Here is a 21,423-nt window from a genome sequence, read left to right on the forward strand (position 1 = left end):
GTGTCGCCGGGGTGAGCACGTCACGCGCCGAAGCACTGCACCTGACCGGGGAACGCACCGTGCCGGGCATCGCCGAGGAGAACTACTGGTTCCGCCGCCACGAGGCGGCCTACCACGAGCTGCTGCCGTGGTGCGCGGGCGCGGTGGTGCTGGAGGCCGGCTGCGGCGAAGGCTACGGCGCCGGGCTGATCGCCGAAACAGCCGAGTCGGTGCTCGCGTTCGACTACGACCAGCCGACCACCGAGCACGTCGCCCGGCGCTATCCCCAGGTGTGGACGGCGCGGGGAAACCTGGTGCAGCTTCCGCTGCGGGAACGGTCCGTAGATGTGGTCGCGAACTTCCAGGTCATCGAGCACCTGTGGGACCAGGGCGCGTTCCTCGCCGAATGCCTGCGCGTGCTGCGGCCGGGCGGGCGGCTGCTGGTGACCACGCCGAACCGGCTGACGTTCACCCCGGACAGCGACACGCCGCTGAACCCGTTCCACACCAGGGAACTCGCACCGGGCGAACTGGATTCCCTGTTGCGCGAGGCGGGTTTCACGGTCGAGCTGTTGCACGGCCTGCACCACGGCCCGGGCCTGCGCGCGCTCGACGAGCGGTACGGCGGGTCCATCATCGACGCGCAGCTGGAGGTCGTGATGGGACACCTGCCCGGACAGGCGCCCTGGCCACCGGAGCTCCTCGCCGACATCGCCGCGATCCGGGCCTCGGACTTCGAGATCACCGGTGACCGTCTGGACGAGAGCCTGGACCTCGTCGCGGTGGCGGTGCGGCCGTGAACCGCGAGGGGACGTTCTGCCTCGTCCTGCACAGCCACCTGCCCTGGTTGCCGCACCACGGGTCGTGGCCGGTCGGCGAGGAGTGGCTGTACCAGGCGTGGGCGCACTCGTACCTGCCGGTGGTGGACCTGTTGCGCCGCTTCGCCGCCGAGGGCGTCCGGGACGTGCTGACGCTCGGGGTGACACCGGTCCTCGCGGCACAGCTCGACGATCCCCATGCGCTGCGGGCCTTCCACGAGTGGCTCGGGCACTGGCAGCTGCGGACGGTGCAGGCCGGCACGCTGTGGCGCGACGACCCGGTGCTGCGCGAGCTGGCCGCCACCGAGCACCGCGCGGCGACGCGATCGCTGGAGGACTTCGAAACCCGATGGCGGCACGGCTTTTCGCCGCTGCTTCGATCCCTTGTGGACTCCGAGGTGATCGAACTGCTCGGCGGGCCGTACGCGCATCCGTTCCAGCCGTTGCTGGAGCCGCGGATCCGGTCGTTCTTCCTCACGGGCGGCCTGGCGGACACGGCGTTGCGCATCGGGCACCGGCCGGCGGGCATCTGGGCGCCGGAGTGCGGTTACGCGCCCGGCATGGAGGCGGACTACGCGGCGGCCGGGGTGCGGCGGTTCCTGGTGGACGGTCCCTCGTTGCGCGGCGACACGGCGTTCGCGCGCCCGGTGGGTGAGTCCGGTGTGCTGTGCTTCGGGCGGGACCTGGAGGTCACCTACCGGGTCTGGTCACCGAAGGCGGGGTATCCCGGTCACGCCCACTACCGGGACTTCCACACGTGGGCGCACGAGGTCGGCCTCAAGCCGTCGCGGGTCACGGGCAAGCAGGTCGAGCCCGCGGACAAGGCGCCCTACGAGCCGGCGGTGGCCGCGGACACCGTTCGCGCGCACGTGAAGGATTTCGTCGAGACGGTGGTGTCGCGGTTGCGCGAGCTGCGCGAACAGCACGGACGGGAGCCGATGGTCGTCGCGGCCTACGACACCGAACTGTTCGGGCACTGGTGGCACGAAGGCCCGGCGTGGCTGGAGGGCGTGCTGCGCGCGCTGCCCGAGGCCGGGGTGCGGGTGACGACGCTGCGCGGCGCGGTGGACGCAGGGCTGGTCGGCGAGCCGGTCGAACTGCCCGCGTCGTCGTGGGGCTCCGGCAAGGACTGGCGCGTCTGGGACGGCGAGCAGGTGGCGGACATGGTCGCCGACAACGCGGCACTCCAGCGGCGGATGCTGGCCCTGCCGCGCGGCCCGCGGCGCGACCGGATCGCCGACTGGGCCGTCGGCGAGGCGATGATGGCCCTGTCCAGCGACTGGGCGTTCATGGTGACGAAGGACTCCGCCGCCGACTACGCCCGCCGCCGCGCCACGGTGCACACCGCGCGCTTCGACGAGCTGGCGGGGTGGATCGGCCGGGGCCCGCTCCCGGCGGAGGTCGAGCGGTGGGCCCGGCAGGACAACCCGTTCGGGCAGCTGGACGCGCGCCTGCTGTGATATCGGCGGTTCCGGCATCCGGGGTGATCGCGGAACCGGACCCCGCCGCGTGGGCCGGTTGCCGCCCGCCCACCCCCGGCGGGCCGGGCGACAGTGCGATTCGACCTCGTCACCACTCGCCAGCACGCCGAACCCTCGCGAGCTGCTGGACGTCGCCCCGCACCAGGTGCTGATGGTGGCCGCGCACGCCTGGGACCTCGACGGCGCCCGCGCCGCCGGCCTGCGCACCGCCTCCCTGGAGCGCCCGCGGGAGAAGGGCCCGGACCACGCCAACGCCCACCATCGTCGACCACCGCGCCGCCTGCTCGCGTCACGACCACCTGCGCCCACCCCAACCTCGCCGGCCCCGGGGGCAGCGCCTCGACCCCCGCGACCCCTCACCCTGTGATCGACATCACCCACCAGTGGGCGGGGTGTTCGGGCGGTTCTGTTCCTAGTTGACTAGTGAGTAACCTCCTGTCATGCGCGTGCTGATGCTGTCCTGGGAGTACCCGCCCGTCGTGGTCGGCGGGCTGGCCCGCCACGTGCACGCGCTCGCCCGGCACCTGGTGCAGGACGGCCACGAGGTCGTGGTGCTCTCCCGGCATCCCGCGGGCACCGACGCGCACACGCACCCCACCACGGACCTCGTGGTCGAGGGCGTGCGCATCATCCGCGTCGCCGAGGATCCGATGCACGTGACGTTCGAGCGGGACCTCGTGGCGTGGACCCTGGCGATGGGGCACGGCATGGTGCGCGCCGGCCTCGAGCTGGCGCGCACGTGGCAGCCCGACGTCGTCCACGCGCACGACTGGCTGGTGGCGCACCCGGCGATCAGCCTCGCGGGCACGCTGCGGCGCCCGCTGGTGGGGACGATCCACGCGACCGAGGCGGGACGGCACTCGGGGTGGTTGTCGCAGCCGCTGAACCAGCAGGTGCACTCGGTGGAGTGGTGGCTGGCCAACCGGTCCGACGCCCTGATCACCTGCTCCCAGGCGATGCGCGCTGAGGTCGCGAAGTTGTTCGAGGTGTCGGCGGACGACATCACCGTGATCCACAACGGCATCGAGGAACGGGGCTGGCAGGTCGCGGCCGAGGAGGTCGCCGAGGCCCGGCAGAAGTACGCGCCCGGCGGCGAGCCGTTGCTGTTGTTCTTCGGGCGCCTGGAGTGGGAGAAGGGCGTCCAGGACCTGGTGTCCGCGTTGCCGAAGATCCGCCGGGCGCACCGCGGGACGCGGCTGGTGGTCGCCGGGCGGGGGCGGCACCTGGACGAGCTGGTCAAGCAGGTCCGCCGGATGCGGATGCAGCACGCGGTGGAGTTCGCGGGGCACCTGCGGGACCGGGAGTTGCGGGCGGTGCTGTCGGCGGCGGACGCCGTGGTGCTGCCGAGCCGGTACGAGCCGTTCGGGATCGTCGCCCTCGAGGCGGCCGCGGCGCGGGCGCCTCTGGTGGCGTCGACGGCCGGCGGTCTGGGCGAGGTCGTCGTCGACGGGGTCACCGGGCTGTCGTTCGCGCCCGGCGACGTGGCGGCGCTGACCTCGGCCGTGAACTCGGTTTTGCGGGACCGCGCGGCGGCCGAGGATCGTGCGCGGACCGCGCAGGCCCGCCTCGCCGACGACTTCGACTGGGCCCGCATCGCCGTGACCACCGCCGAGGTCTACCGCAGGGCCCGGGTGCGCGAGCACGGTGAACTGGGACGTCCCAAGATCCCGACGGGCAATGTGCTCAACCCCGAGCCACCGCCCGTGGTGAGCGAGAAGAAACCCGCGGCCATGGGGTCCGCGGCGCGGAAGAGCACGTCCGGCAGAACCCGTGCCACGGCTCGGAAACCTGTCCGCTGACGGTGTTTTTTTGCTGTTGAGCGGTTTTCGTGCGCCGCGGGCTGCGATCCGCTACCGCGTCAGGCGTTCGTAGACCACCCACGGTCCGTTCGCCAGGCCTGGCGGTTCCGCCACCTCCGCGAATCCGCTCGTGGTCACCAGCCGGCGGGACGCGTGGTTGTGCGGCCGGATCACCGCCCGCACCACGTGGACTTCGGGCGCGTCGACGGCACGCGCCACGAGGGCGTTCAGCGCGGCGCGCGCGTAGCCACGGCGACGCTGGGCCGGCTCGACTTCGTAGGTCACCTCGACCATGCCCCGCTCGTCCGGCGGCCCGTGGAAGCCGGCGCGGCCCACCACGCCGTCCGGCCCGGCGATCGCGCCGGCCAGCCAGGCCGCGACACCGGGATCGGCCCGCACGCGGGCGCTTGCCCTGCGCCAGCCCGGCAGCCAGCGCGGGTTGACGAAGTAGGGCGTGAGCTCCACGGGCGACGCCCGGTTCGCCGCGAGCAGGTCACCCTCGGCGAGGGCGTGGAACGTGTCAGCTGGGAGCGCGACGAGACGCACGCCCTCACGCTGGCATCCGCTCCACGCCCTGTCGACCGAATTGTTCAGAACACCGGCAGGGGCTGCCCGTACTCGGATTCCCGGCGGGGGCCGAAGATGCGGCGGTCGGACTCCGCGATCGGCGTGTCGTTGATGCTCGCCTCGCGGCGGCGCATCAGGCCGTTGTCGCTGAACTCCCACAGCTCGTTGCCGTAGCTCCGCCACCACTGGCCGTCGGCGTCGCGGCATTCGTACTGGAACCGCACGGCGATCCGGTTGCCGCGGAAGCCCCACAGCTCCTTGCGGAGGGCGTAGTCCAGCTCGCGGTCCCACTTCTGGCGCAGGAACTCGACGATCTGGTCGCGGCCGACGACGTACCGGTCGCGGTTGCGCCAGATCGAGTCGGTTGTGTAGGCCAGCGCGACCTTCTCCGGGTCGCGGGTGTTCCACGCGTCCTCGGCGGCTTGGACCTTCTGCGCGGCCGTGGTCTCGTCGAACGGCGGGAACGGCGGGCGATCGGACATGACGGGCTCCCTTCGGAGAACGTGCGTTCTCCCTTCGTGCGCTAGAGTAGGAGAACGCACGTTCTCGACGCAAGGGTCAGGTGTGATGGACCACGACGAAGCCCGGGTGAAGCTGCTCGACGCCGCCGAGGAGTTGTTCTACGCGCGTGGTATCCAGGCGGTGGGCATGGACGCCATCCGGTCCGGGTCGGGCGTTTCGCTGAAGCGGCTGTACCAGTACTTCCCGGCGAAGGGCGACCTGGTCGAGGCGTACCTCCGTCGTCGGGACGAGCGGTGGCGGAGGTCGCTCGTGGACTACGTCGAGGCCCACTCCCCCGGCGACCGGGTGCCGGCGGTGTTCGACTGGCTGCGAGGGTGGTTCAGCGAGGACGATTTTCGGGGGTGCGCGTTCATCAACTCGTTCGGCGAACTCGGCGAGGGGGCGCCGGGGGTCGCGCGGGTGGCGCGGGAGCACAAGGACTCGGTGCGGGGCCACCTGCGGGCCTGGGCCGGATCGGAGTCGCTCGGCGACCAGATCTTCGCGCTCGTAGAAGGCGCGACGGTGATCGCGGGAATCACCGGAGACCCCACCGCGGCCGACACAGCCAAGGCGGCGGCGCAAACCTTGTTGCGAGCCGCTTCGGCGGGTTGAGCCGCTTGGACCGCCGAGGTGCGGCTTCGGCCGGTTGAGCGCTTGAACCGACGAGGTGCCGCATCGGCCGGCTGAGCGCTTGAACCGACGAGGTTCCGCATCATCGATCCCGCGGCACGCCCTCGGTAGCCGGTGAAGTTCCCCGCGGAGAGGAGCGCGGTCCGCCACAAGCGCTGCGGGACAACTGGACGAGCGAGGCGAGCCGCAAGGCCGACGTTGGATAAGCGAGACAGCCCGCAAGGCCGACGCCTTCGCAGCTGGGGGCAACCAGCGCATCGGTCGTGGCGGCGCTGGGGAAGCGCGCCGTTGTTGAAGCATGCCCGGGTGGTGAAACCTGACCCGCTGCTGAAACCTGCCCCTTGCTGAAGGGGGCCCCTTGCTGAAACCTGACCCGTTGCTGAAGCGTGCCCGGGTGCTGACGCGTGCAGCTCTTCCACGCCGCCGCCGCTGCTTCAGCACCGGGTGCGCCGGCGACCGCGGTGCCAGCACGAGCGGCACGCTGGCTATCGCAGCGCCATATCGCCACCAGCCGCGCATGGGCCGTGGAGCAGCTCCACCACCAACGCCGCGGCTTCGGCGGTAGCCCCACTGCAGGCGGCCGAGGGCTGGCGCGAGCGCCGCACCACCAGCAGCGCGCGGCCCACGGAGCGAGCGGCGCGGCTACCGGTGGCGCGAGTGCCGTCGGGCCGCTTGCGGCGCGAGTGGTTGTCGAACCGTTGGCCCCACTTGCGGCCGTCGGACAGCAAGTGGCGTGGTTGGTCGTCGACGCGCAGGCGGCTCGCAACCGAGCGCCGCCACCACCGGCGACGCGTGGCCATCGGAGCGCCGCCAGCTCAGCCGACTGGGGCGCTGGGCACCACAGCCGGCCGGGCTCGCAGGGCAAGGGCAGCACCCCGGGTGGGCGCGGCGGGCTGGGGCAGCATCACGGCCGGTGAGATGGGGCAGCACCACTGGCAGCTGTCAGAGCGACGCCGGCTCAGCCGGCTGAGCCCGAGGGGTAGGTCAGCACCTCGTCCACGCGCGGGAGGCTCGGGCAGCACCGCGGCCGGGGTGCGGAGAGCTACGACAGCACCACCGCGGGCTCGCAGGGCAAGGGCAGCACCCCGGTCGGGCGCGGAGGCTGGGCAGCACCACTGGCGACTGTCGGAGCGGCGCCGGCTCACCCGGCTGAGGCGCCGAGCGCTACAGCCGGCCGAGCCCGCGGGATAGGGCAGCACCTCGCCCAGACGCGGGAGGTTAAGGCAGCACCTCGGCCGGACGCGGGAGGTTAAGGCAGCACCTCGGCCGGACGCGGGAGGTTAAGGCAGCACCTCGGCCGGGGTGCGGCGAGCAACGGCAGCATCCCGACCGTGTGCGGAGGCTCGGCAGCACCCCGGCCGGGCGCAGGCGAGCTACGACAGCACCCCGGCCGAGTGCGGCGAGCAACGGCAGCACCCCAGCCGGGCGTGGGCGAGCAACGACAGCACCCCGGCCGGCGCGGCGAGCTCCGGCAGCACCGCGGCCGGGTGGGGGGAGCCTAGGGCAGCACCTCGGGTGGGGTCAGCTGTGCTTGCAGCTCGTCGTGGTAGGAGCCGACTCGGGCGTAGACTCCGGGCTTTCCTGGTTCGGCACAGCCCTCGCCCCAGGAGACGACCCCAATGAGTCGCCCGTCGGCTACCAGGGGGCCTCCCGAGTCGCCTTGGCAGGTGTCCACCCCGCCTTGCGGGAAGCCGGCACAGACCATCGCGTCGGGGGTGTATTGCGGGTACGCCTTCTTGCAGTAGTCGTCGCTCGTGATCGGGACCTTCGCCTTCAGCAGGGTGTCCGACGAGTCGCCCGACGGAGCCGTGTTGCCCCAGCCCAGGATCGTCGCCTCGGTGCCGGCCTGGTAACCCACGTCGTCCTTCGTGGCCAGCGCCAGCGGCTGCCCGGACACCGGCCGCGTCAGCGTCAGCATCGCCACGTCGTAGCCCTCCGTGGCGTCTTTGAACTTCGGGTGCACCCAAACGTGGGACACAGTGGACACCGTGCCGTCACGGCCGCTCAGCTCCGTCCGTCCACTCACGACGCGCAGCCCGGGCGGGCTCTCCCCCTGCGCGCAGTGCGCCGCGGTCAGCACCTTGTCCGGCGCGACCAGCGTTCCACCGCAGAACTGCAGCCCGGTGGCATCGGTGAGCGCCACGGTGAACGGGTACTCCGCGATGTTCGCGGGCGTGCCGCCGACGATGCCCGGCTCGGCCTGTGCGGCGGGCGCGCAGACACACGCGGCGACCACACCGGCGAAAACCGCGATCGATCGGGTGAAACGGCGCACAGCAGGGATCATGACCAGCTCCTTCGGCATCCCTGGATCAACGTTGCTGCACTCCAGGATTGCGCGGGGAGCCGGTTCTACACATCGACCGAAAGGAAGAAATTTCCCGGGAACAAGTCGGGCCCGGTAGGCGGAGCATACCTACCGGGCCCGAGTGTCCGCGCTGTCCGGCCACAGCCAGCGCGAGCCGGTTTTCCCCGTCAGGAGAGGGAAAACCGGAGTCCGAACTAGACCAAATCGGTCAAATAGCGCGCGTACGCACCGGTCGTGAGGAAGTTCGGCAGCTTCTCACCGAGCGCGGTCTCCACGAAGATCTCCCGCGCATCGTCCAGTTTGGCCTCCGCGCCCAGCTCCGCGCGGATCGCCGACAGCTCCTCGTCCAGCATCGACCGCACCAGCGACTCGGTGACGGCCGTGCCGTCGTCGAGCTTCGTGCCGTTGCGGATCCACTGCCACACCTGCGCCCGCGCGATCTCGGCGGTCGCGGCGTCCTCCATCAGGTCGAAGATCGCGGCGGCGCCGGTCCCCCGGAGCCACGAGTCGACGTAACGCAGAGCGACGTTGATGTTGGCCCGCAACCCCTTCTCGGTGACATCACCACCGGCGCTGGCCACGTTCAGCAGATCCTCGGCGGTCACCGAGACGTCCTCGCGCAGCCGGCCGAGCTGGTTGGGCCACCCGCCCAGCGTCTCGTCGAAGACCTCGCGGCAGACCGGCACCAGGCCGGGGTGCGCGACCCACGAGCCGTCGAACCCGTCGCGCGCCTCGCGCTCCTTGTCCTGCCGCACCTTTTCGAACGCCAGCGCGTTCGCCGCCGGGTCCTTGCTCGGAATGAACGCCGCCATGCCGCCGATCGCATAGGCGCCCCGCTTGTGGCAGGTCCGGACCAGCAGTTCGGTGTAGGCCCGCATGAACGGCGCGGTCATGGTCACCTCGGCGCGGTCGGGCAGCACGAAGTCCGCGCCGGCGTCGCCGAAGTTCTTGATGATGCTGAAGATGTAGTCCCAGCGCCCGGCGTTCAGGCCGGCCGCGTGCTCACGCAGCTCGTACAGGATCTCGTCCATCTCGAAGGCCGCGGTGATCGTCTCGATCAGCACGGTCGCGCGGATGGTCCCCTGCGGGATGCCCAGTTCCTGCTGCGCGAGGCGGAACACGTCGTTCCACAGCCGCGCCTCCAGGTGGTTCTCCAGCTTGGGCAGGTAGAAGTACGGCCCGCTGCCCCGCGCCAGCAGCTGGCGCGCGTTGTGGAACAGGTACAGCCCGAAGTCCACCAGGCTCGCCGAGACCGGTCGCCCGTCGATGCGCAGGTGCTTCTCGACCAGGTGCCAGCCACGCGGCCGCACGACGATCGTCGCCGGGTTGTCGCCGATCGTGTACCGCTTCCCCGACTCGGTGGTGAAGTCGATGTTGCGGCGGATCGCGTCGAACAGGTTCAGCTGCCCGCCCACGATGTTCGGCCAGGTCGGCGAGGTCGCGTCCTCGAAGTCGGCCAGCCACACCTTCGCGCCGGAGTTCAGCGCGTTCACCGTCATCTTGCGGTCGGTCGGGCCGGTGATCTCCACGCGGCGGTCCTCGAGGCCGGGCGCCGCGGGCGCCACCTGCCACGAGTCGTCGTTGCGGATCCAGCGGGTCTCCGGCCGGAAATCGAGGGGTTCCTCACCGCCGGCGAGCTTCTCCCGCCGCAGCCGCCGCTCGTCCAGCAGCTCGCGCCGCCGTCCGGCGAACTCGTTGTCCAGCCGGGCGATGAAGGCCAGCGCAGCCGGGGTGAGGATCTCGTCGTACCGCTCGCCGGCGGGGCCGGCGACCTCGATCTGCGAGGTGAACGTGTGGGACATGGCGAGCCTTCCTGGAGGGGCCGCGGGGGCGGCCGGGGCGCGAGCGCGCCCTGGCCGCTCGCGGCTCTTTCTAGAACTGGGCTTCTTCGGTGGACCCGGTGAGCGCGGTGGTCGAGCTCTCCGGGTTCAGCGCGGTGCTGACCAGGTCGAACCAGCCGGTGCCGACCTCGCGCTGGTGCTTGGTGGCGGTGTAGCCCCGCTCCTCCGAAGCGAACTCGCGCTCCTGCAGGTCGACGTAGGCGGTCATGCCCTCGCGGGCGTAGCCGTGCGCCAGGTCGAACATCGAGTAGTTCAGCGCGTGGAAGCCGGCCAGCGTGATGAACTGGAACTTGTAGCCCATGTGGCCGAGCTCGCGCTGGAACTTCGCGATGGTCGCGTCGTCCAGGTGCTTGCGCCAGTTGAACGACGGCGAGCAGTTGTAGGCCAGCATCTGGTCCGGGTACTTCGCCTTGATGGCCTCCGCGTACTGGCGGGCGACCTCGAGGTCCGGCGTGGAGGTCTCCATCCACAGCAGGTCGGCGTACTCGGCGTAGGCCAGGCCGCGGTCGATGCACGGCTCGATGCCGTTGCGGACCTTGTAGAAGCCCTCCGAGGTGCGCTCGCCGGTGATGTACTTCCGGTCGCGCTCGTCGACGTCGCTGGTGATCAGCGTCGCGGCCTGCGCGTCGGTGCGGGCGACGACCAGGGTCGGCACGTCGAGCACGTCGGCGGCCAGGCGGGCCGCGTTCAGGGTGCGCTCGTGCTGCTTGGTCGGGATGAGCACCTTGCCGCCGAGGTGGCCGCACTTCTTCTCGGACGCGAGCTGGTCCTCCCAGTGCACGCCCGCGGCGCCGGCGGCGATCATGCCCTTCATCAGCTCGAACGCGTTGAGCGGGCCACCGAAGCCGGCCTCGGCGTCGGCGACGATCGGGGCGAACCAGTCGATGTCGGTGTTGCCCTCGGCCCAGTTGATCTGGTCGGCGCGGCCCAGCGCGTTGTTGATGCGGCGGACGACGGCCGGCACCGAGTTGGCCGGGTAGAGGCTCTGGTCCGGGTAGGTCTGCCCGGCGAGGTTCGCGTCGGCCGCGACCTGCCAGCCGGACAGGTAGATCGCCTTGAGGCCGGCACGCACCTGCTGGACGGCCTGGTTGCCGGTCAGCGCGCCCAGCGCGTGGACGTAGTCCTCGGTGTGCAGCAGGTCCCACAGCTTCTCGGCGCCCCGGCGGGCCAGGGTGTGCTCCTCGACGACGCTGCCGCGAAGCTTGATCACGTCCGCCGCGCTGTAGGACCGCTTGACACCCTTCCACCGGGGGTCGTTTTCCCACCGCTTGGCGAGCTCAGCGGCTTCCTGCTGCAAGTGGTTGGGCTGCTCTGCCATGGGTCTTTCTCCACCTTTGCGAACGTTGCGATGACTCGCTTGCTTGTCTCGACCATGACATGCGCTGCGCAAATGCCGCCAGCGCTCCAATTTGCCAATTTCTGTAAATTTTCCCGTAGGATGTTGTGAAGGTTGCGAAACGACGTTTCGCAGCCGCCGCAAAGATCGGGGACTGAATCGGTCACGTGATCGGTCCGGTCTGAAAAACTTGTCGAGGAAGGCCTGCCGTGGAGAAGACTTTCGCCGGCGCGAAGCTGCGCCACCTTCGCGAGAGCCGGGCGATGAGCCAGGCGGACCTGGCCAGGTTGCTGGAGATCAGCCCCAGCTACCTCAACCAGATCGAGCACAACTCGCGCCCCTTGACCGTTCCAGTGCTCCTCCGCATCACCGAGGCGTTCGGCGTGGACACCGAGTTCTTCGCCAACAACGACACCAGCCGCCTGGTCGCGGACGTGCGGGAAGCACTGCTCGACGAGTCGATCGGCATCGAGGCGACCACCAGCGAGCTCAACGACCTGGCCACGAACCTCCCGACGATCGCGCAGGCCCTGGTCCGGCTGCACCGCAGCTACCGGGCCGCGGTGGAGAGCACGGCCGCGCTGGTCACCGAGAACGGCATGGGCCCGCACGGCAGCGCCGCCGCTCCCCTGCCGCACGAGGAGGTCCGCGACTTCTTCTACGAGCGCGAGAACTACGTCGCCGAACTGGACGAACGCGCCGAGCGGATGGCCGAGGACATCGGGCTGCGCCGGGGCGGCGTTCACAACGCTTTGCAGGAACGCCTCGCCGACCACTACGGCGTGCAGGTGACCAGCGAAGGCCTCGACGAGGCGGCCGGTCAGCAGCACCGCTACCTGCCGGAGGCCAAGGTCCTGCGGCTCGCCCCGAGTCTGCGCGTCGGCCAGCGCGCGTTCCGGATGGCTTCGCAGATCGCGCTGCTGGAGTACGACGACCTGATCACCGAGCTGGCCGATTCGTGGGCGTTCTCGGGCCCGGCGGCCCGGTCGCTGGCCAGGGTCGGGCTGGCCAACTACTTCGCGGGCGCGCTGATCCTGCCGTACGGGGCGTTCCTGTCCACCGCGGAGAACTTCCGCTACGACATCGAGCGGCTGTGCGACCACTTCGGCGTCGGATTCGAGACGGTCTGCCACCGGCTGTCGACGCTGCAGCGGCCCAAGCGGCGCGGCGTGCCGTTCTCGTTCGTGCGGGTCGACCGGGCCGGCAACATGTCGAAGCGCCAGTCGGCGGCCGGGTTCCACTTCTCGCGCGTCGGCGGGTCGTGCCCGCTGTGGAACGTCTACGAGGCGTTCAGCTCGCCGGGTAAGATCCTCACCCAGATCGCGACGCTGCCGGACGGCAAGAGCTACTTCTGGATCTCGCGGACGGTGTCGCGCAACATCGGTGGCTACGGCAGCCCGGGCAAGATGTTCAGCGTCGGACTGGGCTGCGAACTCCGGCACGCGGGGCGGCTCATCTACTCGACCGGGCTGGACCTCGACGCGAGGGCCGCGGCGACGCCGATCGGCATGGGCTGCAAAGTGTGCGAACGGCCGGCCTGCCCGCAGCGGGCGTTCCCGACGATCGGCAAGCAGCTGACGGTCGACGAGAACACCAGCACCTTCGTCCCGTACCCGGCGGTGCCGAAGGGATAGCGTGGCGGGGTGCAGATCTTCGCGGTGAACGGCAGCATGCGCGCCGGTTCGACCAACGGCGCGCTGCTGGCGACCGCGCGGGCGGTCGCGCCGGGTGTCGAGGTGTACGAGGGGCTCGGCTCGCTCCCGCACTTCAACCCCGACGAGGACCGGGAGCCGCTGCCCGCGGCGGTCGCCGACCTGCGCCGGCGGCTCGCGGACGCCGGCGCCGTGCTGTTCTGCACGCCGGAGTACGCGGGCGCGCTGCCTGGGTCGTTCAAGAACCTGCTCGACTGGTCGGTCGGCTCGGGCGCGATGGACGGCAAGCCGGTGGGGTGGGTCAACGTGTCGTCCTCGATCACGGGCGCGGCCGGGGCGCACGCCTCGCTGCGCACCGTGCTGGGGTACCTGGGCACGCGGATCGTCGAGGAGGCGTGCGTGCACGTGCCGGTGACGCGGCACGAGGTGGGTGCGGACGGGCTGATCCACGACGAGGCGATCCGCGCCCGGGTGGCCGCGGCGCTGGCCGCGCTGACCTCGCACTGACACGGCCGGGAAAAATTTCCGGCCCACCGTGTCGAGATCGCGCGATCGGCTCCGTCCCCGGGGTGAATGCGGCCACAATGGGTCGCACCCGCGTCGAGGGAGAACACGATGGCCAAGTACCTGCTGCTCAAGCACTACCGGGGCGCTCCGGAAGCGGTCAACTGCGAGCCCATGGACCAGTGGACGCCGGAGGAGATTTCGGCGCACGTGAAGTACATGCAGGACTTCGCGGCCCGGCTCGAGGAGACCGGCGAGTTCGTCGACGCCCAGGCGCTCGCCCCCGAGGGGACGTTCGTGCGCTACGACGGCGAGGGGCGCCCACCGGTCACCGACGGCCCGTTCGCCGAGACCAAGGACCTGATCGCCGGCTGGATGGTGATCGACGTCGACAGCTACGAGCGCGCCGTGGAGCTGGCCGGGGAGCTGTCGGCCGCCCCCGGTGCGGGCGGCAAGCCGATCCACGAGTGGCTGGAGCTGCGCCCGTTCCTGCGCCACGAGCCGGCTGTCACGGAGTGACCCTGGTGGACGAGGCCCTGCTCCGGAGCCTCACGCCGGCCGCGCTCGGGATCCTCGTCCGCCGCGGAGCCGACTTCGCGGCGGCCGAGGACGCCGTGCAGGACGCGCTGGTCGAGGCGATCCGCGTGTGGCCGGGCGACCCGCCGCGGGACCCGAAGGGCTGGCTGGTCACGGTCGCCTGGCGCAAGTTCCTCGACGCGACCAGGGCGGACACCGCCCGCCGCCGGCGCGAGGACCGCGTCGATGAGGAACCGGCGCCGGGGCCGGCGTCATCGGTGGACGACACGCTCCAGCTGTACTTCCTGTGCGCCCACCCGTCGTTGACGCCGTCATCGGCGGTCGCGCTGACGCTGCGCGCCGTCGGCGGGTTGACCACGCGCCAGATCGCCCAGGCCTACCTGGTGCCCGAGGCGACCATGGCGCAGCGCATCAGCCGCGCCAAGCGCACGGTCGCCGGCGTGCGGTTCGACCAGCCCGGCGATGTCGCCACCGTGCTGCGCGTCCTCTACCTGGTCTTCAACGAGGGCTACTCGGGTGACGTCGACCTGGCCGCCGAGGCCATCCGGCTCACCCGGCAGCTCGCGACCGCGATCGACCACCCCGAGGTGGCGGGCCTGCTCGCCCTGATGCTGCTCCACCACGCGCGGCGCGCGACCCGCATCGCGCCGGACGGCAGCCTGGTGCCGCTGGCCGAGCAGGACCGCGGCCGGTGGGACACCGCGTCGATCGCCGAGGGCGTCGAGATCCTGCAGGCCGCCCTCGCACGGGACCGGCTGGGCGAGTTCCAGGCCCAGGCCGCCATCGCCGCGCTGCACGCCGACGCACCCACCGCCGAGGAGACCGACTGGGTGCAGATCGTGGAGTGGTACGACGAGCTCGTGCGGCTGACCGGCAGCCCGATCGTCCGGCTCAACCGGGCGGTGGCGGTGGGCGAGGCGGACGGGCCGCGCGCCGGGCTGGCGGCGCTCGCCGAGCTGGACGACTCGCTGCCGCGTCACACCGCGGTGGCGGCGTACCTGCACGAACGCGACGGAGATGTGGCGACGGCGGCGCGGCTGTACGCCGACGCGGCGCGGAAGGCCCCGAACCTCGCCGAACGCGACTACCTGACCCGGCAGGCGGCGCGGCTCAACACCCGCCGGACGTAGTACCCCGGCGCAGGCCGGTCCGTCCAGGTGCGCCGCCACCGAGCGGCGATCCGCGGCTACGACCTCCAGGGGCACTACACCTCGTGCTGCTCCAAGGTCTTCTGCAGAGCCTTGTTCGCCTTGCGGGCCATGTCCGCGATGGCTGCGCGGCGTTCGGCGTCGGCTTCGTAGTCGGCGCGGCGGTCGCGCACCACGCGGGCCGGCGAGCCGACCGCGATGGCGTAGTCGGGGATGTCGCCGCGCACCACGGCGTGCGCGCCCAGCACGCAGCCGCGGCCGACGCGCGTGCCGCGCAGGATCGAGACCTTCGTGCCGATCCAGGTGTCCGGCCCGATGCGCACCGGGGTCTTCACGATGCCCTGGTCCTTGATCGGCAGCGTGATGTCCGAGGTGATGTGGTCGAAGTCACAGACGTAGACCCAGTCCGCCACGAGGGTCGCGGCACCGAGCTCGATGTCGAGGTAGCAGTTGATGACGTTCTGCCGGCCGAAGACCGCCTTGTCGCCGATCCGCAGGGAACCCTCGTGGCAGCGGATGGCGTTGCCGTCGCCGATGTGCACCCACCGGCCGATCTCCAGGCGGCCGTAACCGGGACGGCAGTGGATCTCCACGTCCTTGCCCAGGAACACCATGCCGCGCAGGATGATGTGCGGGTTCGCGAGACGGAACTTCAGCAGCCGGCAGTACCGCACCAGGTACCAGGGGGTGTAGGCGCGGTTGCGCAGAACCCACCGCAGTGACTCGGTTGTCAGGAACTTCGCCTGCCGCGGGTCGCGCCGGGCCTGCCGCCAGGCACCCAGGCGGGAAAGCACGGGCGATCCCCACATCGATGTCATAGGTTGACAGTATGCCGACCCCGTTGATCATCGATACCGACCCGGGCGTGGACGACGCCTTCGCGATCGCGCTCGCGGCGTTGAGCGAGGACGTCGATCTGCTTGGAGTCACGACGGTCTTCGGCAACGTCCCGCTCGAGGCCACGACCCTCAACGCGCGGCGCGTCCTGGCGCTGTGCGGGCGATCCGACGTGCCGGTGGCGGCCGGCGCGGCGCGCCCACTGGTGCACGCCCAGCTCCAGCGGGCGGCGCACGTGCACGGGCCGGACGGGTTGTCCGGGCGCTCGGCGGCACTGCCCGAGCCGGGCCGCGACCTCGAACCCGGTGGCGCCGTGAGCCTCCTGGTTTCGTTGCTGGCGGCGGCCGACGAGCCGGTGACGATCGCGCCGATCGGGCCGCTCACGAACATCGCGTTGCTGCTCGCGGCTCATCCCGAGGTGCGGGAGAAGATCGCGCGCATCGTGATCATGGGCGGTGGGCTCGGCGGCGGCAACACGACGGGCGCCGCGGAGTTCAACATCTGGAGCGACCCGGAGGCGGCCCGGCGGGTGCTGGTCGAGGAGCCGGTGCCGCGCGTGCTGGTGCCGATGGACCTGACCTACCGGTGCGCGGTGGACCGCGCCTGGCTCGGCAAGCTGGCCGCGTCCGGGCCGATCGGCGCCGCGCTCGAGGCGCTGACGCCGGACTACCTGGCGCACTACCGCAAGGCGCTCGGGTGGGACGGGATCGTGCTGCACGACGCGGTCGCCGTGGCGGAGGCGATCCGGCCCGGGATCCTGCACACGGAGACCTATCCGATCGAGGTGGAGTGCTCGCTGGGCCCGGCGCGCGGCGCGACGCTGGTCGACCGCCGTCGGCAGGCGTTGCGCGCCGACGCGGAGGGCGAGATCGCGCCGGGCCGCGTCGAGGTCGCCGTGGACACCGATCTGGACGGGCTGCGGGCGTTCATCCTGGACCGCCTCACCTGAGGAAGCGGTTACGGTTCGCTCGGGTGCGGGATCCGGAGCGCGGCGAGCCGGTCGTTGCGGGACGCCGCGCTCTCCGCGCCCTTGGCGACCCCGGTGCAGCGCGGGTACCGCGTGTCCGGGTCCGGGTCCAGGATCTTCTCGCAGGTGACCGCATGTTCGACGTCGCCGAGGAAGAACCGCACGCTCGTCCCCGGCCGCACCAGTACGTGGGACAACCGGACGTCGTGCTCGTCGCGGTCCTCGCCCAGGCCGAAGAACGGGTCGGCGTACCGGAGGCCGTCGGCCTCGAAGTGGTGTTCGCCGTCCGCGTCGAGCGCTTCGGCCAGCACGCCGAGCGTCACGCTCGCCGGGATCAGCAGCCGCCACCACTCCGGCGGCTTGCGGCCGGCCACCGTGACCTTCAGCTGGTACACGGGCAGCCGCACGGACGCGGCGAAGTCCCGCAGCTCCCGGCGCAGGGCCGTCGCCCCGGGTTCCAGCGCGTCGAGCCCGCCGCGGTCCCGGACGTAGTGGTAGACCTCCTCGACGCCGCTGCGTTCCCGCGCGGACAGGGCGTACTCGGTGACCAGCCTGCGACGTTCCGATTCGGACAGTCCGGGCCCCTCGTCCCACATCGCCAGCATCGCGGCGGCGTGCGGCCGGACGTTGCGGTGGCTCAGTGCGCTGTGCCAGGCCGGCCGGACCTCGTCCCCGAAACCCGCGACGACCTCGATCGCCGCGACCCGCTCGACCGGCGACGCGAACTCCGCCGCGTGCAGCAACTGCGCGGCGCCGTCGACCGGGCGCCGGCCGTCGAACCAGCGCAGCGCGTGGTGCCAGGCCTCGTCGGCGGGCAGCGGCGCCAGCCGGGCGAGCAGCTGGGCGGCCCGCAGGTCGGGCGTGACCGGTCGCGGTTCACGAGCGGCCCATTCGTCGAGCGCCCACTGGCCCAGCGGCGTGACCTCGTGGTCGCCGTCGAGCGCCCCGAACTCGGTCAGCACGTCCAGGGCCGCGTCCAGCGGGAACAGTTCGCTACCGCCGAAGCTGCCGGCGACGGCGCCGGCGTCCTCCTCGCCCCGGAGCAGCCGGTGCACCGAGAACTCGAGATCGTCCAGCAGGGGACCGTTGGCCAGCGCGGTCAGCACCGCACGGCACAGCACATGGGCGCCGCGGCGGCGCGGGTCCACCGACTCGGCGCGCAGGACGGCGTCCAGCCCCTTGAGCCACAGCTGGGCCGGGTCGTCGTCGGCCGGGCGCGCGACCGCCTCCGCGACACCGACCTCGATCAGCCCCGCGCCCTCGGCGGCCACCCACGGCCGGTGGATCGGCACGACGTCGGCGGCCGACCGGACCTTCTCGCCGACCTCGACGCCCAGCACACCGGCGACCGACGGGACGTCCGCGGGGCGCAGAACTCCTTTGGCGGTAACGGGTCTTCCGCTGCCGACCCACGTGGCCAGCGCCCTCGTCCGGGACAGCGCGGGGCACTGGTTCGCCAAAGTGGAGATTCCGGTACTCACCCGCAGGACTTTAGCGAGCACGTCCGCGAGGTTGCGGACCGTCCACAATAGCCGGCCGTGCATGTCGATATGTCGATCATGGGCTCGCAGTAGGCTCGGCGACGTGAGCGATCTCAGCCTGACCGTGCTCGGCTCGGCGACGCCGTACGCGGAGCCGGGCAACCCGTGCTCGGGCTACCTGGTGTCCAGCGGCGAGACCCACGTGTGGCTCGACGCGGGCTCGGGCACGCTCGGCGAGCTGCGCCGCCACACGAGCCTGGACCGGCTCAGCGCCATCTGGATCTCGCACCTGCACGCCGACCACTGCGCGGACCTGCTCACCGCGTACTACGGCCTGCGGTACGCCGAAATCGACCTGGCCGAGCCGATTCCGCTGTACGGCCCGCCCGGGATCGCCGGCAGGCTGGCCGGCTTCCTGACGAACGGCCCGCACCGCAGCCCGGTCGAGGAGGCGTTCGCGGTGCACGAACTGTCCGACGGGTTCAGCACCGGGATCGGACCGATGACCTTCACCGCGGCGGCCGTCGAACACGGGATGCCGGCGTTCGCGGTGCGCGTCGAGGCGGGGGCGGCCGCACTGGCCTACTCCGGCGACAGCGCACCCTGCCCCGGCCTGGTGGAGCTGGCCGAGAACTGCGACGCGCTGCTGTGCGAGGCCGACGGCCCCACGGTGTCCGAGGTGCACCACACGCCCGAGGAGGCCGGCGAGACCGCGGGTTCGCGGGGGCGCACAGGCTGATCGTCACGCACGTCGGCCCGTTCCTCACCCCGCACGAAGCCGTCACCCGCGCCGCCTCGCGGTTCGACGGACCGGTGGCTTACGCGGCTCCGGGCGCGGTCTTCCACCTGCCGTAGGTGCTGCCGGTCGTCGACAGCTCGATCCGGGTGTTTCCGTCATCGGCACCCGAATTGTCAGCGTTGCTAATAGCTCTCATTAAGAGCTACCTTGGAGGACGTGCGAGAACTGGCCGAGAACCTGGTGACCACCATCGCCGCGTTGCGGCGCGTGGTCCGGCGGCGCGTGCGGGAGAAGCTGCCCGGCACTCCCCTGCGCCCGGCGCAGATCGAGCTGCTCCGGGTGGTCGAGAAGGACCCCGGCACCGGTGTCGCCGCCGCGGCGCGGTCGCTGCACCTCGCCGGCAACTCGGTCAGCACGCTCGTCAACCAGCTGGTCGACGCCGGGCTGCTGGAACGGAAGGTCGACCCGGACGACCGGCGGGCCGCGCGGCTCGACCTGACCGGCGCCGCGCGGGAGCGGCTGGCGAACTGGCGCCGCACGCGCACCGAGTTCGTCGCGGCCGCCGTCGCCACCCTGCCCGCCCGCGACCGGGACGCCATCGAGGCCGCCCTGCCCGCGCTCGGCCGGCTGATCGACGCCCTTCAGGAGGAGAGATGACCGCACCCGCGGTGCGCTGCACCGGGCTCCGGCACGCCTTCGGCGACACCGTCGCCGTCGACGGGGTCGACCTGGAGATCCCGGCCGGGCAGATCTTCGGCCTGCTCGGCCCCAACGGCGCCGGCAAGACCACCACCATCCGCGTGATCACGACGCTGCTGCCCGCGAAGGCCGGCACCATCGAGGTGTTCGGGCTCGACGTCGCCCGCCGGAAGATGGCCGTGCGCCGCCTGATCGGCTATGTGCCGCAACAGCTTTCCGCCGACGGGTCGCTCAGCGGACGGGAGAACGTCGCGCTGTTCGCCCGGCTCTTCGACGTCCCGCGCCGCGAACTCAAGGAGCAGGTGGACACGGCGTTGAGCACCGTCGGCCTGCTCGACGACGCCGACCGCACCGCCGCCACCTACTCCGGCGGCATGATCCGCCGCCTCGAACTCGCGCAGGCGCTGGTCAGCGCCCCGCGGCTGCTGATCCTCGACGAGCCGACCATCGGGCTCGACCCGGTGGCCCGCACCAGCGTCTGGGAGCGCATCGAGCAGGTCCGCGCCGAGACCGGCATGACCGTCCTGGTGACCACGCACTACATGGACGAGGCCGAGCAGTACTGCGAGCAGGTCGCGCTGATGCACCGGGGGCGCATCCGCGCCCAGGGCAGCCCGGCACAGCTCCAGGCCGAACTCGGCCCGGGAGCCACTCTGGACGACGTGTTCCGCGCGGTCACCGGTGACGCGTTCGACGATGCCGACAAGGGAGGGATGCGCAATGTCCGTGCCGCTCGCCGCACCGCCCGCCGGCTGGGCTGAGACGAACCCGGTCCGCCGCCTGCTGTCCAGGGTGGCCACGATGTGCCTGGTGGAGCTGCAGAAGCTCCGCCGCGACCGCTCCGAACTGATCACCCGCGCGATCCAGCCCGCGCTGTGGCTGCTGATCTTCGGAGAGACCTTCACGCGCCTGCGCGCGATCCCCACCGGTGACATCCCCTACCTGGACTTCCTCGCGCCCGGGATCCTCGCCCAGTCGGCGCTGTTCATCGCGATCTTCTACGGCATCCAGATCATCTGGGAGCGCGACGCGGGCGTGCTGGGCAAACTGCTCGTCACCCCGACCCCGCGTGCCGCGCTGGTCACCGGCAAGGCGTTCGCCGCCGGGGTGCGGGCGTTCGTGCAGGCGGTGATCGTGCTGATCCTCGCCGCGATCCTCGGTGTCGGCCTGACCGGGAACCCGCTGAAACTGCTGGGTGCCGCGCTCGCGGTCGTCCTCGGGTCGGCGTTCTTCTGCTGCCTGTCCATCGTGATCGCCGGGCTGGTGCTGTCCCGCGAACGGCTGATGGGCATCGGTCAGGCGATCACGATGCCGTTGTTCTTCGGGTCCAACGCGCTCTACCCGGTGAACCTGATGCCCGGCTGGCTGCGCGTGCTCAGCCACATCAACCCGCTCAGTTACGAGGTCGACGCCCTGCGCGGTCTGCTCATCGGCACGCCGTCGCGCCTCTGGGTGGACTTCGGCGTGCTCGCCGGCGCCGCCGCGATCGCGATCGCGGTCGCATCCGGCCTGCTCGGGCGGCTGGTGCGGTGAGTTTGCCCGATTCGAACCTCGGGTAACCCGACCGGCACATCACGCAACCGTGGTGACCGTCGGACA

The 21,423-nt window shown here is 71.6% G+C and carries 20 protein-coding genes; 13 read left to right on the forward strand and 7 right to left on the reverse strand.

The window, feature by feature from the left end; translation table 11 throughout:
* The first annotated feature begins 11 nt into the window (after positions 1 to 11).
* From FB470_RS04340 to FB470_RS04350, 3 genes are all read left to right on the forward strand, one after another.
* Positions 12 to 779, forward strand: coding sequence for a class I SAM-dependent methyltransferase (locus FB470_RS04340; protein ID WP_306988926.1), 768 nt, complete (start codon positions 12 to 14; stop codon positions 777 to 779).
* Positions 776 to 2,257: a glycoside hydrolase family 57 protein gene (locus FB470_RS04345; protein WP_306988928.1), complete on the forward strand. Its 1,482-nt coding sequence runs from the start codon at positions 776 to 778 to the stop codon at positions 2,255 to 2,257. Before FB470_RS04340 ends, FB470_RS04345 begins: the two co-directional genes overlap by 4 nt.
* Before the next feature lie 461 nt (positions 2,258 to 2,718).
* The gene (locus tag FB470_RS04350; protein ID WP_306988930.1) at positions 2,719 to 4,077 is read left to right on the forward strand and encodes a glycosyltransferase family 4 protein; all 1,359 of its coding nucleotides are present in this window, start codon (positions 2,719 to 2,721) and stop codon (positions 4,075 to 4,077) included.
* Between the two features lie 51 nt (positions 4,078 to 4,128).
* Here the strand turns inward: FB470_RS04350 and FB470_RS04355 are convergent, their stop codons facing one another.
* Together FB470_RS04355 and FB470_RS04360 are read right to left on the reverse strand one after the other, a co-directional pair.
* Positions 4,129 to 4,623, reverse strand: a complete 495-nt coding sequence (locus FB470_RS04355) for a GNAT family N-acetyltransferase (protein WP_306988932.1) — start codon at positions 4,621 to 4,623, stop codon at positions 4,129 to 4,131.
* A 44-nt stretch (positions 4,624 to 4,667) separates the two neighbouring features.
* Positions 4,668 to 5,126, reverse strand: a complete 459-nt coding sequence (locus FB470_RS04360; protein ID WP_306988934.1) for a nuclear transport factor 2 family protein — start codon at positions 5,124 to 5,126, stop codon at positions 4,668 to 4,670.
* Positions 5,127 to 5,211: 85 nt separating this feature from the next.
* Here FB470_RS04360 and FB470_RS04365 point away from each other — a divergent pair, with 85 nt between their 5' ends.
* A complete protein-coding gene (locus FB470_RS04365) occupies positions 5,212 to 5,757 on the forward strand; it encodes a TetR/AcrR family transcriptional regulator (protein WP_306988936.1) in 546 nt (181 codons plus the stop codon).
* 1,516 nt (positions 5,758 to 7,273) lie between these two features.
* On the opposite strand, the gene FB470_RS04370 is transcribed toward FB470_RS04365, so the two are convergent.
* The 3 genes from FB470_RS04370 to aceA all read right to left on the reverse strand — a co-directional run bounded on the left by FB470_RS04370 (position 7,274) and on the right by aceA (position 11,242).
* Positions 7,274 to 8,062, reverse strand: a complete 789-nt coding sequence (locus FB470_RS04370; protein WP_306988938.1) for a S1 family peptidase — start codon at positions 8,060 to 8,062, stop codon at positions 7,274 to 7,276.
* Positions 8,063 to 8,277: 215 nt separating this feature from the next.
* Positions 8,278 to 9,885, reverse strand: a complete 1,608-nt coding sequence (aceB, locus tag FB470_RS04375; protein WP_306988940.1) for a malate synthase A — start codon at positions 9,883 to 9,885, stop codon at positions 8,278 to 8,280.
* Between the two features lie 70 nt (positions 9,886 to 9,955).
* Positions 9,956 to 11,242 carry an isocitrate lyase gene (aceA, locus tag FB470_RS04380; protein WP_306988942.1) on the reverse strand — a complete coding sequence of 429 codons (1,287 nt, stop codon included), beginning with the start codon at positions 11,240 to 11,242 and terminating at the stop codon, positions 9,956 to 9,958.
* 227 nt (positions 11,243 to 11,469) lie between these two features.
* On the opposite strand from aceA, the gene FB470_RS04385 reads away from it, so the two are divergent.
* The 4 genes from FB470_RS04385 (at position 11,470) to FB470_RS04400 (ending at position 15,083) form a co-directional block, all read left to right on the forward strand.
* Positions 11,470 to 12,894, forward strand: a complete 1,425-nt coding sequence (locus FB470_RS04385) for a short-chain fatty acyl-CoA regulator family protein (RefSeq protein ID WP_306988944.1) — start codon at positions 11,470 to 11,472, stop codon at positions 12,892 to 12,894.
* Positions 12,895 to 12,903: 9 nt separating this feature from the next.
* Positions 12,904 to 13,419 carry an NADPH-dependent FMN reductase gene (locus FB470_RS04390; RefSeq protein ID WP_306988946.1) on the forward strand — a complete coding sequence of 172 codons (516 nt, stop codon included), beginning with the start codon at positions 12,904 to 12,906 and terminating at the stop codon, positions 13,417 to 13,419.
* Between the two features lie 108 nt (positions 13,420 to 13,527).
* Positions 13,528 to 13,935 carry a YciI family protein gene (locus FB470_RS04395; protein ID WP_306988948.1) on the forward strand — a complete coding sequence of 136 codons (408 nt, stop codon included), beginning with the start codon at positions 13,528 to 13,530 and terminating at the stop codon, positions 13,933 to 13,935.
* Positions 13,936 to 13,940: 5 nt separating this feature from the next.
* Positions 13,941 to 15,083 (forward strand): RNA polymerase sigma factor, encoded by a 1,143-nt coding sequence (locus FB470_RS04400; RefSeq protein WP_306988949.1) that lies wholly within the window; start codon positions 13,941 to 13,943, stop codon positions 15,081 to 15,083.
* A 74-nt stretch (positions 15,084 to 15,157) separates the two neighbouring features.
* On the opposite strand, the gene FB470_RS04405 is transcribed toward FB470_RS04400, so the two are convergent.
* A complete protein-coding gene (locus FB470_RS04405) occupies positions 15,158 to 15,919 on the reverse strand; it encodes an acyltransferase (protein ID WP_306988951.1) in 762 nt (253 codons plus the stop codon).
* Positions 15,920 to 15,930: 11 nt separating this feature from the next.
* Here FB470_RS04405 and FB470_RS04410 point away from each other — a divergent pair, with 11 nt between their 5' ends.
* Positions 15,931 to 16,887, forward strand: coding sequence for a nucleoside hydrolase (locus tag FB470_RS04410; RefSeq protein ID WP_306988953.1), 957 nt, complete (start codon positions 15,931 to 15,933; stop codon positions 16,885 to 16,887).
* Between the two features lie 8 nt (positions 16,888 to 16,895).
* On the opposite strand, the gene FB470_RS04415 is transcribed toward FB470_RS04410, so the two are convergent.
* On the reverse strand, positions 16,896 to 18,386 hold the full coding sequence (locus FB470_RS04415; protein ID WP_306988954.1) for a plasmid pRiA4b ORF-3 family protein: 1,491 nt from the start codon (positions 18,384 to 18,386) through the stop codon (positions 16,896 to 16,898).
* Between the two features lie 103 nt (positions 18,387 to 18,489).
* Between FB470_RS04415 and FB470_RS04420 the strand changes: the two genes are divergently transcribed.
* The 4 genes from FB470_RS04420 (at position 18,490) to FB470_RS04435 (ending at position 21,357) form a co-directional block, all read left to right on the forward strand.
* Positions 18,490 to 19,125 carry an MBL fold metallo-hydrolase gene (locus FB470_RS04420; protein ID WP_306988956.1) on the forward strand — a complete coding sequence of 212 codons (636 nt, stop codon included), beginning with the start codon at positions 18,490 to 18,492 and terminating at the stop codon, positions 19,123 to 19,125.
* A gap of 216 nt (positions 19,126 to 19,341) precedes the next feature.
* Entirely contained in the window at positions 19,342 to 19,782 is a 441-nt protein-coding gene (locus tag FB470_RS04425; RefSeq protein WP_442320124.1) for a MarR family winged helix-turn-helix transcriptional regulator, read from the forward strand.
* Positions 19,779 to 20,585 (forward strand): ABC transporter ATP-binding protein, encoded by an 807-nt coding sequence (locus FB470_RS04430; RefSeq protein ID WP_306988960.1) that lies wholly within the window; start codon positions 19,779 to 19,781, stop codon positions 20,583 to 20,585. Before FB470_RS04425 ends, FB470_RS04430 begins: the two co-directional genes overlap by 4 nt.
* Positions 20,545 to 21,357: an ABC transporter permease gene (locus FB470_RS04435; protein WP_306988961.1), complete on the forward strand. Its 813-nt coding sequence runs from the start codon at positions 20,545 to 20,547 to the stop codon at positions 21,355 to 21,357. The genes FB470_RS04430 and FB470_RS04435 overlap by 41 nt, the downstream gene beginning before the upstream one ends.
* Positions 21,358 to 21,423: the final 66 nt, after the last annotated feature.

The organism is Amycolatopsis thermophila (assembly GCF_030814215.1).
Classification (GTDB): Bacteria; Actinomycetota; Actinomycetes; order Mycobacteriales; family Pseudonocardiaceae; genus Amycolatopsis_E; species Amycolatopsis_E thermophila.